9 protein-coding genes and 3 pseudogenes are annotated in these 11,940 nt (G+C 73.4%); 2 read left to right on the plus strand and 10 right to left on the minus strand.

Features of this window, described 5'->3' with window-relative positions:
* Positions 1-87: 87 nt before the first annotated feature.
* From AB0M20_RS09355 to AB0M20_RS09375, 5 genes and pseudogenes are all read right to left on the minus strand, one after another.
* Positions 88-450 (minus strand): annotated as a pseudogene (locus AB0M20_RS09355) (PhoH family protein); the annotation flags it as partial.
* A 276-nt stretch (positions 451-726) separates the two neighbouring features.
* Positions 727-1,539 (minus strand): annotated as a pseudogene (locus AB0M20_RS09360) (LAGLIDADG family homing endonuclease); the annotation flags it as partial.
* Positions 1,528-2,250 (minus strand): annotated as a pseudogene (locus tag AB0M20_RS09365) (PhoH family protein); the annotation flags it as partial. The pseudogenes AB0M20_RS09365 and AB0M20_RS09360, both read right to left, overlap by 12 nt.
* 94 nt (positions 2,251-2,344) lie before the next feature.
* Entirely contained in the window at positions 2,345-3,727 is a 1,383-nt protein-coding gene (locus AB0M20_RS09370; protein ID WP_364296206.1) for a serine hydrolase domain-containing protein, read from the minus strand.
* Entirely contained in the window at positions 3,724-4,077 is a 354-nt protein-coding gene (locus AB0M20_RS09375) for an HIT domain-containing protein (protein ID WP_364296208.1), read from the minus strand. The genes AB0M20_RS09370 and AB0M20_RS09375 overlap by 4 nt, the downstream gene beginning before the upstream one ends.
* A gap of 23 nt (positions 4,078-4,100) precedes the next feature.
* Here AB0M20_RS09375 and AB0M20_RS09380 point away from each other — a divergent pair, with 23 nt between their 5' ends.
* Positions 4,101-4,859: an SDR family oxidoreductase gene (locus AB0M20_RS09380; protein ID WP_364296210.1), complete on the plus strand. Its 759-nt coding sequence runs from the start codon at positions 4,101-4,103 to the stop codon at positions 4,857-4,859.
* A gap of 547 nt (positions 4,860-5,406) precedes the next feature.
* Complete coding sequence (locus AB0M20_RS09385) at positions 5,407-5,967, plus strand: hypothetical protein (protein WP_364296212.1); 561 nt, start codon at positions 5,407-5,409, stop codon at positions 5,965-5,967.
* Between the two features lie 28 nt (positions 5,968-5,995).
* Here AB0M20_RS09385 and AB0M20_RS09390 read toward each other — a convergent pair whose 3' ends face one another.
* From AB0M20_RS09390 to dnaJ, 5 genes are all read right to left on the minus strand, one after another.
* Positions 5,996-6,730 (minus strand): phosphotransferase, encoded by a 735-nt coding sequence (locus tag AB0M20_RS09390; RefSeq protein ID WP_364296214.1) that lies wholly within the window; start codon positions 6,728-6,730, stop codon positions 5,996-5,998.
* A gap of 32 nt (positions 6,731-6,762) precedes the next feature.
* Positions 6,763-8,487 (minus strand): ABC transporter ATP-binding protein, encoded by a 1,725-nt coding sequence (locus AB0M20_RS09395; protein ID WP_364296216.1) that lies wholly within the window; start codon positions 8,485-8,487, stop codon positions 6,763-6,765.
* Positions 8,484-10,151, minus strand: a complete 1,668-nt coding sequence (locus tag AB0M20_RS09400; protein WP_364296218.1) for an ABC transporter ATP-binding protein — start codon at positions 10,149-10,151, stop codon at positions 8,484-8,486. The genes AB0M20_RS09395 and AB0M20_RS09400 overlap by 4 nt, the downstream gene beginning before the upstream one ends.
* Positions 10,145-10,879: a 16S rRNA (uracil(1498)-N(3))-methyltransferase gene (locus AB0M20_RS09405; RefSeq protein ID WP_364296220.1), complete on the minus strand. Its 735-nt coding sequence runs from the start codon at positions 10,877-10,879 to the stop codon at positions 10,145-10,147. The genes AB0M20_RS09400 and AB0M20_RS09405 overlap by 7 nt, the downstream gene beginning before the upstream one ends.
* A 2-nt stretch (positions 10,880-10,881) precedes the next feature.
* Positions 10,882-11,940: molecular chaperone DnaJ (dnaJ, locus tag AB0M20_RS09410; RefSeq protein ID WP_364296222.1), on the minus strand; the 1,059-nt coding region annotated here is incomplete at its 5' end.

The following is an 11,940-nucleotide window of genomic DNA, read 5'->3' on the forward strand; positions in this document are numbered from 1 at the left end:
CCACCGCGAGGATCGCGTCGGTGTCGACCTCGACTCCCGACTCGTTGGCGATCTCGATGGACATCTGTGGTGTCTTTCCCTCGGTTTTCAGCGCCGGCGCCCGGCGCGGCCGTTGCCGGCGGCACGGCCGGGAACCGCGCGCACGGACTGCGCGGCCTGCTGCTCCTGCTGCTCGTCGAACCGCGCATAGGCGTCAACGATCTCCGCGACCAGCCGGTGGCGCACCACATCGCTGCTGGACAGCTCGGCGAAGTGCACGTCCTCGACGTTGCGGAGGATCTCCCGCACGATGCGCAGCCCGCTGGTGGTCCCGCCGGGCAGGTCGACCTGCGTGACGTCACCGGTGACGACGATCTTCGCCCCGAACCCGAGCCGGGTCAGGAACATCTTCATCTGCTCGGGCGTCGTGTTCTGCGCCTCGTCAAGAATGATGAACGCGTCGTTGAGCGTGTTGTGGGTGACGATCAGGTCGTCGGTGACGTACAGCGAGTCGGCCGCGGCCACCTGAATGCAGACCGTCTCCTCCTCGCCCATCGGCTCGATGTCGTGGACGAAACGCATCGGTTTGCCGCCGCCGGTCGCGTTGTAGGCGGCACGCTTGCGCTCCAGCCGGAACGGCTCGAGCCCCGCCGGGAGACGAATGTCCATGACGAACGCGTCGTTTCGGTGATGCACCTCGCGACCACGCGCAAGCCCGGGACGTCTGCCCACGGCGGCACGCCGGCGCACGTAGGCCACGCCGCCGAGCGACCGGACCAGGAACAGGACGTCGTCGCGCAGCCGCTCGGATGCCGTCGTGTACTGAAGCCGGCAGGTGCGTCCGCGCTGGACGACCGGCCCACCGTCGCTGTCGAAGAGACCCTGCAGCAAGGCGAGACGCGTCGCCGCACTGTTGAACTTGTACGCCTCGGGCACGAACTTGGTGTTCGACCGGGTGCCCGCCAGACCGATCTCGCGCAGGATCGCCGTGACCGGATTCGCGGTGATCACGCCACCGCGACCCCCGCCACCCGCCCGGCGCAGGACGTAGTCGACCTCGGTCTTGCGGGTGAGCGTGATGCCGGGCAACGCGGCGTCGAGCGCCTCCGCCAACTCCGGGTCCGCCGTGCTGAAGGCGGGCGTGGTCGCCGTGGTCAGGCAGCCGTCGCCGAGGAGCAGACCCAGGGCGTACGCGTCCATCGGAACGTCCTGCGGCACGAACTCGACCGCGTCGACCAGCGGCAACTCGTAACGGTGCACCGGACCGCGCCGCAGCTTGCCGATCATGTCCTGGGTTTCCAGGGTGCGCCACGGACGACCGTGACTGCGGTCGTCCACCGTCCGCACGGTCCACAGGTGCTCGCCGCACGCGATGGTCGAGGCGCCGTCCTGCGTGGTCACCTTGAAGACCTGCTTGCGGCCCTGCGGGTAGACACCGAGGACGGGCGTCGGCCGGCCGTCGGACCCGACGACGAGGTCACCGACGGCCAGGTCGCCGATGGCGCGCCAGCCGTCCGGCGTCAGCACCTCGGCTGTCAGCGGCTGCGCCCGGCCACGCATGTAGGCCAAGGGGGCGACCTCGATCGTCCCGGCCTGCATCAGGCGCGGGATCGACTCCGGGTCCAGCATGTCGTGCAGGGCGTCGTAGAGCGGGCGCAGGTAGGGGTCGATCTTCTCGTTCAGCGTGCCCGGCAGGAAGCCCAGCCGCTCGCCCGCCTCGACCGCCGGCCGGGTCAGGATGATGCGGTTGACCTGCTTGGCCTGCAACGCCTGCACGGCCTTGGCCATCGCCAGGTACGTCTTGCCGGTGCCGGCCGGGCCGATGCCGAAGACGATCGTGTTCTCGTCGATCGCGTCCACGTAACGCTTCTGGCCCAGCGTCTTGGGGCGGATGGTGCGCCCGCGCCGGGAGAGGATGTTGAGCGTCAACACCTCGGCCGGGCGCTCCGAGGTGTTCTGCTCGAGCATCGCCACGGTGCGCCGGACCGCGTCCACGCTGAGCGTCTCGCCCTTCTCGATCAGCTCGATGAGCTCCGAGAAGAGACGCTCGGCGGTGGCGTTGTCGGCCGGTGCGCCGGTCACGGTGATCTCGTTGCCGCGGACGTGCACGTCGCTGACGAGGGTGCGCTCGATCAGGCGCAGGATCTCATCCTTGGCGCCCAGCAGGTTCACCATGATCTTCGGGTCCGACACCGAGATCCTGGTCTGCACCGAAGCCGCCGGACCCCCCGCCGCGCCGGACGCGCTCGAAGTGTGGTCAGTGCTGGTCATAGGGGCGGCCGTGCGGCCGACGCCACCTGCTTTCTCATCTGCGCCGTAAGGACCATGCCATCGTATCCGCTTCGCACCCCCGTCGCCGACACCATTACCCGCCCATACCGTCGCTCGCGGGCACGCCGTCGAACGCTTCCAGCCGGCGGGTGAGGCGGTATGTGGCCCAGTGCATCCGGACGACTACGCCCTGTGCGTCGCGGGTCAGCCGGAGCCGCTCGCCGGCCTCGCGGCCGGAGATCGTCCGCAGCACGTCGGGCCGGTCGGGCAGCGGCTGGAACACGGCCGGCGGCCGGTCCGCCGGAGCGTCCGCCGCGCGGGCCTGCAGGGCGCCGTCGTGCCAGGAGAAGACGAACGGAAATCCCTCACTCCACCACTGGCCGAGCACGGAGCGGTACGGCGCGGGGGCGGGCGCGTGGATGCGCCACGGCTTGACCTGCGCGGGGTCGAGCTCGACGGCGAGGCGGAGCAGCTCGTGCGGCAGCTCGCCGATCGTGGCGGCGGTGCCGGAGGAGGCGAGCACCGCGCAGCCGAGGGCGCCGGGGTTGCCCTCGCCGCCGCGCCGGCCGTAGACGGCGGCCAGGAAGCCGGGCATCGCGCCGTCGTGGCCGACGTGCACCACCCGCTTGCCCATGGGCTGCAGGATCAGGCCGAGGCCGAAGCCGGCGGCCCAGAGCTGCTCGTCGGTGGTGGTGAGCGGCCAGCGCATCTCGTCGACGGTGGCGGCGGCGAGCACCTTGCCCGCGGGGTCGACGATCTCGGGGCTCGCGAGGAACGCGGCCCACCTGGCCATGTCGCCGGCCGTGCTCCAGAGCTGGGCGGCCGGGGCGGCGCCGGCCATGTCGACGACGGGCTCCGGGTGGGCGGCGTCGGAGTAGGCGTCGACGAGATAGCCGACCGCGGCGCGCTCGGTGGGCTCGTAGGTGGTCGCGGTCAGGCCGAGCGGGCCGAGCACCCGGTCGCCGAGGATCTCGGCCCAGGTGCCGCCGTGGAGCCGGGCGACCATCTGGCCGAGGACGGCGACGGCGAGGTTGGAGTAGTGATAGCGGCGGGCGTTGGGCAGCACCCGCTCGGCGCGGTCGAGCTCCGCGAGCAGCGCGTCGGCGGACGGCACGTCAAGGGTGTCCCAGACGTCGCCGTGTGGCTCGCGCTGGAAGCCGGCGGTGTGCGAGAGCAGCCGCCGGATCGTGGCGTCGCCGTGGGCGGGCAGGTCGAGGTGGCGGGAGACCGGGTCGTCGAGGTCGAGGAGACCGTCGTCGCGGGCCTGCATGACGAGCGCCGCGGTGAAGGTCTTGGTGACCGAGCCGATGCGGAAGCGGGTGTCGGCGTCCAGCGGGTGCGCCGGGTCGCCGGAGTCGCCGACTGTGCAGGCCCAGAGTGGCTGGTCGGCGCGGTGGAGGGCGACCGACAGGGCGGGGACGCGGGCGTCCGCCTGGACCCGCCGGACAGCTCGCTCGAGACGTGGGTGGGTGGTCACGACCGTGCCAGCATGGGGCCGAGCGGGCGGCCGCCGAGCACGTGGCCGTGGGCGTGGAACACTTCCTGTCCCGCGTACCCACCGTTGTTGAAGATCAGCCGGAACCCGTCGCCGCGCAAACCCTCGGCCTCGGCCACCGCGGCGGCCGCGCCGAGCACGTCGGCGGCGGCCGCGGGGTCGGCCAGCACGAGCGCGACCACGTCGGTGTGGTGCGCCTTGGGGATCACCAGGACGTGCACCGGCGCTTTGGGGTCGATGTCGCGGAAGGCGAGGGTGGTCTCGGTCTCGTGCACCACCGCGGCCGGGATCTCCCCCGCCACGATGCGGCAGAACAGGCAGTCGTTGTCCACGCGGAAGATCCTAGGGTCTGCGTATGACGAAACGAGCGGTACTGGTGACCGGGTCGTCGCGCGGGCTGGGCCGGGCGATCGCGGCGCGCTTCGCGGCGGGCGGCGATCGGGTCGCGGTGCATCACCGGGATTCCGCGGCGATGGCCGAGTCGCTGGTCGCGGAGCTGCCCGGGTCCGGCCACGTCGTGGTGCGGGCGGACATGGCGGACCCGCCGGCGGTGCGGGCGATGGTGGACGACGCCGCGGCCCGGCTGGGCGGGCTGGACGTGCTGGTGAACAACGCCGGGGTGTACGGGCGCGAGCGGGGCGCGCCGCTGGCGGAGGCGGACTACGAGACGTGGCGGGAGGTGTGGCGGCGGACCTTCGACATCAACCTGTTCGGGGCGGCGAACGCCTGCTGGGCGGCCGTGCAGCACATGCGCGGGGCCGGTGGGCGGATCGTCAACGTCTCGTCCCGCGGCGCGTTCCGGGGTGAGCCGGAGCAGCCGGCCTACGGCGCGTCGAAGGCCGCCCTGAACGCGATGGGCCAGTCGCTGGCGGTCGCACTGGCGCCGCACGGGATCGCTGTGGCGACGGTGGCGCCCGGGTTCATCGAGACCGAGATGGCCCGTGCGCTCCTGACCGGTGACGGCGGCGAGGGGATCCGGGCGCAGAGTCCCTACCACCGGGTGGCGCAGCCGGACGAGGTGGCCGCCGCCGTGCACTGGCTGGCGTCGGCGGAGGCGGAGTGGGCGTCCGGGGCGATCCTGGACATGAATGGCGCGTCCTACCTGCGAACCTAAGATCAGGTCGTGGACGACATGACGCCACACGTGATCTCGCCGCTCGAGGGGCTGGGCCGCGCTGTCCGGTGTGGACGTGCGATACGCGGTCGGCGCCGACCCGCGGCCGTTCCTGCCACCGGCCCGCGGTCCGGAGTGGACGGACCTGCGGGCGCGGGTGGGCTCCTACGAGTTCGACGGCGACCTGCCCGGGCGGCTCGATCGGCGGCGGTCACGTCGCTGCGGTTCAGCGGCACGTGCACACCCTCGGCCGGCGGTGAGCACACGTTCGCCGTCTCCGGTTTCGGGACCTATGAGCTGCTCGTCGACGGGCGCCTGCTCTTCGCCGGCAGCCCGCGCCCACCGGGCACCGGGCGCGCGGAGCTGCTGCTCGACCAACGTGAGCAGCGGGTTTCGGCGGAGTTGGCACTGGGCGTACCCATCGATGTTGAATTGAGAAGGACCAACCCGCCTGGGACGATGGCTGGCGCACCGTTGGTGGGCGCTGTTCGATCGTCGCGGCGCACGCGATCCACGACCCGCGCCCGACGGCCGACCTGGAGGTCTGATGCTCTTCCGGCAGGACGCCCTCGACAAGATCCGGGACGGCCGCATCTCGGTGGTGTTCCGGCGCTGGCAGCGGGCGCGCGTGGTGGCCGGCAGCCGGCTGCGGACGATGATCGGCGTCGTGGAGGTCAAGGCGGTCGACCGCATCTCGCGGATCTCGGCGGCCGACGCCCGTGCCGCCGGCTATCCCACGGCCGCGGCGGCCACCGCCGACGTGCCGGACAAGGCGGGCGGTCTCTTCCGCATCGAGGTCGCTTACGGCGGCGACGATCCACGCATCGCCCTGCGGGCAGATCTGTCCGATCTGGACGCGCTGATCGCCCGGCTCGACCGGATGGACGCGACCAGCAGACGCGGGCCGTGGACCCGGGCGGTGCTGGCGCTCATCGCCGCTCATCCCGCCGTCCGCGCGGGAGACCTGTGGGCTCGAGTGGGCTATCCGGACATGCTGACCTTCAAGCGGGACGTGCGGCGGCTCAAGGAGCTGGGCCTGACCGAGAGCCTGGAGATCGGCTATCGGCTGTCGCCGCGCGGCGAGGCCGTCCGGGGGTACGGGTCGTAGCGACGCACCCCACGCCTCGCACCCGCGGTCAGACCGGCCGGACCTCGGCGAGCCGCTTGACCGAGAACTCGTCGTCCCAGCAGACGGCCGCTTCCCACGCGGCCGACGCCTGCGCGGCGATGTCGTACGCGTCGTCGTCGAGACCGGCGGCGTTGCCGGGCAGCACCAGGTCGAGATCGGGAACGTCGACGTGCGACTCGTCCCAGTCGATCAGCCCGACCCGATCGGCGGTCATCCGGATGTTGCCGAGGTTGTTGGGGTCGCCGTGGACGACGCATGTCCGACGTCCGGCGAGCCGCGCCCACGCCGCCCGGCATCGAGCGACACCCTCCGGGGGCATCTCGCCGAGGTCGACCTTGGTCCCGGTCTCGGCGTGCAGGAGGTCGGTCGAGGATCGCCAGCCGGGGCGCTGCGGCCAGCCCTGCGTCAACCGGTGCAGCTCGCGGAGCGTGCCCGCCACGCGACGCCAGTCGGCCCGCGTCCCGGGCGGTCCACCGTCCACATAGGTCATCACCACCAGGCCGTCGGCGAACAGCCGGCCGTCCGTGGTCGGTATCGGCACCGGCACGGTGAGACCTTCATGGTCGAGGTACTGGATGAGCTCGGTCTCCCACGCGAGATCGGCGTCGCTGCGGGAACCGAGACGACCGACCGCGAGGCGCCCGTCGACCCGCACGCTCCACACGTCGTTGGCGACTCCGCCGGTGAGCGGCTGGATGCGAGCAGCGTCGTCACCCCACTGCCCGAGCGCCTCCCACCCCATCGGCCGCATCTTACGGTGCCCGGCCGGCGGGCTCAGCGCCCGCGCGACGCCCAGGCCCCGAAGAGCTCGGCGTAGCGCCCGCCGGCCGCGACCCGCTCCGCATGCGGACCCTCCTCGACGATCTCGCCGTGCTCCAGCACGATCACCCGATCGGCCGACACGGCCTGCGTGAGCCGGTGGGCGACGATCAGCGTGGTCCGGCCCGCCGTCGCCGCCCGGGCCGAATCCTCCAGCGCCCGGGCGCCCGCACTTCCCGCCTCCGCGGTGGCCTCGTCCAGCACCGCCACCGCCGGGTCGGTCAGCACCAGCCGGGCCAGCGCGAGCTGCTGCGCCTGCGCCGCGGTCAGCGCACGCTCGCCCTCGCCGACCGGCGTGTCCAGCAGATCGACCGCCCAGTCCTGCGCCCCGACCCGGGCCAGCGCCGCCGTCACCTCCTCGCGGGTGGCGCCCGGGCGGGCCAGTCGCAGGTCCTCGATCAGCGGCCCGGCGAAGACGTGCGTCTCCTGGCTCACCACAGCGACCACCGACGCGGGCAGCCCGGCCGTCGGCACGCCGCCGATCAGCGCCGCGCCCGTGTCCGGCCGCAACAGCCCGGCGGCGATCGACGCGAGCGTGGTCTTGCCGGCGCCGGTCGAGCCGACCAGCGCGACCCGCTCCCCCGCCCGGATCTTCAGATGCACGTCGCGCAGGACCGGCGTCTGCCCGTCATAGCTGAAGCCCACACCGGTGAAGACGAGCGAGGCGTCCTCCGGCCGGTCGTCCCGCGGCGGCGGGATCAGGTCGGACAGGTTACGCACGCCGACCACCCGGGCCAGGCTCGCCCCGGCCTCCTGCACGTCGTCGAAGGTGAACATCAGCGCGCCGATCGGGTTGAACAGCCGGTGGAACAGCACCGCCGCCGCGGCCGTCTCGCCGACCGTGCCGTTGCCGGTGCGGACCAGCCAGAACCCGGTGATCAGGATCGCCGCCAGCCCCACGAACTCGCTGCGGTTGACCCGCCCGACGAACCGGGTGAACAGCGTGAACACCCCGACCTCGAGGTTGCGCGCGGTGGCCGAGGCGTCGTCCAGCGCGGCCACGTGCTCGCGTTCGCGCCGGTACGCGTGCACCGTCCGCACCCCCTGCATGCTCTCCACCAGCAGCTGGGAGCGGGTGCTGACCGCGGCGCGCTCGGCGGCGTAGACCGGCGCGGACCGCGGCAGGTACCACCGCAGCGCCAGCACATAGGACGGCACGGCGAGCAGCCCGGCCAGCCCGAGACGCCAGTCCAGCCCGGCCATCGCGACCAGGCTGAGCACCGTCAGGAACAGCGCGGACAACACCGTCGGCAGCACGCCGGTGGCGGCGTTGCCGATCGTCGCCACGTCGGCGCCGACCCGGGAGAGCAGGTCACCGCGGCCGGCCCGGTCCAGCACGGCGGTGGGCAGGCGCAGGGCGATGTCGACGGTACGTTCGCGCAGCCCGGCCAGGATCCGCTCGCCCAGCCGGGTGGTCAGCCACCTCGACAGTCCCGTCGCGAGCCCGCCCGCCACCGCGGCGACCACGATGATCACCGTGATCGGAACGATCGCCCGGACGCCGGCCCCGGCGCGGACCTGGTCGACGAGCCGGCCCAGCGCGTACACGGGGATCACCGAGGCGGCGGCCGCCACCACCCCGGCGCCGGCCGTCAGGGCGACTTCCCCGGGCCGGGCGGCGAGCTGGCGGCGCAGCCACGTCCAGGCCTGCCCGGCCGACGCGATCGGCAGGCCGGTCATCGCAGCACCGCCTTCCGGTACGCCGGGTCGCCGGCGACCAGCGTGGCGTGCGTGCTCTCGGCGACCACCGCCCCGCCGTCGATCACCAGCACCCGGTCGGTCTGCGCGAGCAGCGCCGGGCTGCTGGTCAGGACCACGGTGGCGCGGTCCGAACCCGACCCGTGGCGCAGCGACCGGATCCCCTGGGCGATGGCGTGCTCGGTGACCGCGTCGACCGCGGTGGTCGGCTCGTGCAGCACCAGGATCGGCGGATCCGCGGCCAGCGCCCGGGCCAGCGCCAGCCGCTGCCGCTGCCCGCCGGAGAGGTCGGCGCCGCGCTCGGCGACCGGGTGGTCCAAGCCGTCGGGGTGCAGTGCGACGACCTCGTCGGCCGCCGACGCGCGCAGGGCCTCGTCCAGGGCCTCGTCGAGGTTGTTCCCGAGATTCGTCCGGATGGTCCCCGTGAACAGGCTCGTGTGATGCGGCTCGGCCAGCATCATGTCGCGGGCCTCGTGCGGCGCGGCGCCGGCCACGGCGATCTCCCCGCGCTCCGCCGGGCGCTGGCCGCCGAGCAGGTCGGCCAGCTCGTCGGCGTCGGCCGGCCGGTGGGCCACCACGCCGACGAACTCGCCCGGCCCGACCCGCAGGTCCAGCCCACGTAGCGGTCCGCTGTGCAGGTCGCGCACGACGAGCTCGGCTCTTTCGGTCGGTTCGCGGTCGGGCGCCGGCAACACCGGGTCGGCGGAGAGCACCAGGCTGATCCGCTGCGCCGAGCCGCGCGCCTCGGCCAGCCGGCCGGGCACGATCGCAAGCGTCCCGAACGGCTCGCCGAGGAACTGCGCCAGGCCGATCACGGTGATGAACTGGCCCGGCGTGATCCGCCCGGTCAGCGCGAACCAGCCGGCCAGCACCGCGATCCCGCAGGCCAGCAGGGTGCTGACGGTGGCCGACCCGCCCGCGAAGCCGGCCCGGGCCCGCACCGCGTGCAGGGTGGCCGACAGCGACGCCCGGCTGACCTCGCGATATCGGCGGGCGGCGGCGTCCTGCGCGCCGATCCCGCGCAGCGGCCGCAGGCCGGTGACCAGGTCGGTGGCCAGCGCCGACGCCCGGCCCGCGACGCGCTGCTGCTCGGCGTAGCGGCGGGTCATCAGCGGCGCGGTCAGCTGCAGGGCGAGCAGCACGGCCGGGGTGGCGAGCAGCACCACCAGGCCGAGCGGCACCGAGATCACGAAGAGCGCCACCGCGCCGACCGCGGTGGCGACCAGCGCGCCGACCACCCGGGCGACGTGCTCGAGCAGGTAGGCGGCCTGCTCGGTGTCGTCGGAGGTGATCGTGAGCAGGTCACCGGTACGCAGCTCGGTGCGCACCCCGCGCGGGTCGATGATCCGCCCGGCGATCTCGGTCCGGAGCAGGTGCGTCTCGGTCGCCACCGCCTGCACGGCCTGCCGGGCACCCTGCCGGTAGGCGGTGGACAGCAGCACGAAGAGCAGCCCCAGCGCGGCGGTCCAGAGCACCAGCTGCGCGGCGTCGCCGGTGGTCACCGCACGGTCGATGATCACGCCGATCAGGATCGGGACGGACGCCTCGCAGGCCTGATGCAGCGCGAGGAGCAGGGTGCCGACGGTGAGCCGGCGGGTGTTGCGGGACAACGTCCGGCGCAGGATCCGGCCCGGCGTCATCACCATCTGCCCAGGCGGGTGGCCAGCACCGCGATGGCGGCCACGCCGGCCGTGCTGGTGCGCAGCACGGTGTCGCCGAGCCGCACCGCAGTGGCGCCGGCGTCGAGGAAGACGTCGAGCTCGGCGTCCGCGATCCCGCCCTCGGGCCCCACCACCAGCACGATCTCGCCCTCGTCGGGCAGCGCGGCGGTGGAGAGCCGGGTGGTGGCGTCCTCGTGCAGCACGAACGCCGCCGTCGCGGCGGAAAGCCGTGCGGCGGCCTGCTTGGTGGTCACGTCCGGGTCGCCGGAGACAACCGGCAGGTACGCGCGCCGCGCCTGCTTGGCGGCCTCCCGGGCGGTCGCCGCCCACTTGGCGCGGGCCTTGTGTCCCCGGTCGCCGCGCCACTGGGCGATCGACCGGGCCGCCGCCCACGGCACGATCTCGTCGACGCCGACCTCGGTCATGGCCTGGACGGCGAGCTCGCCGCGGTCACCTTTCGGGATGCCTTGAACGACGGCGACCCGGACCGGCGGCCGTTCGCGAAATGTCCGGTTCATGATGGCGAGGCTGACGCTGCCCTTCGCCACGCCGGTCACCTCGGCCAGCGCGGTGCCGCCCTGGCCATCCGCGAGGACGAGGCGCTCTCCCCTTCGGACGCGCTGCACATCGGCCGCGTGATGACCCTCAGGGCCGTCCAGCGTCGTGGTGTCGCCGGCCGGCAGGGCGTCGACCAGGAAGAGGGGTGCCGACACGATCAGTGACCGTTGAAGGCGTCCCGCATCCGGGAGAAGAAGCCGCCCTGCTTGCTCAGCTCGGCCACGTCCTCACCCCGGGTCTTCGCGAAGTCGCGCAGCATGCGCTCCTGCTCGGCGGTGAGTTTCGTCGGGGTCCGCACGTCCAGGTGCACGAACAGGTCGCCGCGGCCCTGCCCGCGCAGGTGCGGCACGCCCTTGCCGCGGATCCGCAGGGTGCTGGCCGGCTGCGTGCCGGACTTGACCTCGATGGCCTCCTCGCTGTCCAGCGTCTTGATGGTCAGCCGGGTGCCGAGCGCGGCGGCGGTCATCGGCAGGGTGACCCGGCAGTGCAGGTCGTCGCCCTTGCGGCTGTAGACGTCGTGCGGCCGCTCGTGGATCTCCACGTACAGGTCGCCGGCCGTGCCACCGCCCGGGCCGACCTCGCCCTGCTGGGCCAGGCGGATGCGCATGCCGTCCTCGACACCGGCCGGGATCTTCACGGTCAGGCTGCGGCGGGTGCGGATCCGGCCGTCGCCGGCGCAGGTCGGGCACGGGCTCGGGATCACCGTGCCGTGGCCCTGGCAGACCTGGCACGGGCGGGACGAGACGACCTGGCCGAGGAACGTACGCTGCACGCTCTGCACCTCGCCGCGGCCGCCGCACGTCTCACAGGTGGCCAGGTGGGTGCCGGGCGCGGTGCCGGCGCCGGAGCACTGGGTGCACAGCACGGCGGTGTCGACGGTGATCGGCGCCTCGACGCCGAACGCGGTCTCCACCAGGTCCAGCTCGAGCCGCAGGATCGCGTCGGCCCCCGGACGGGTACGCGGCCGCGGACCCCGGGACCCGCCGCCGGCGGCCGTGCCGAAGAACGCGTCCATGATGTCCTGGAACCCGACGAACGGACCGCCGGCCGGGCCGCCCGGACCCCCGCCGCCGCCACCGGGCGCCAGCGGGTCGCCGCCGAGGTCGACGATCTGCCGCTTCTGGTCGTCGGAGAGGACCTCGTACGCGGCGTTGATGTCCTTGAACTTCTCGTGCGCCTCCGGATCGGGATTCACATCCGGGTGGTACTGGCGGGC

The sequence above is a fragment of the Actinoplanes sp. NPDC051633 genome (assembly GCF_040681735.1).
Taxonomy (GTDB): domain Bacteria; phylum Actinomycetota; class Actinomycetes; order Mycobacteriales; family Micromonosporaceae; genus Actinoplanes.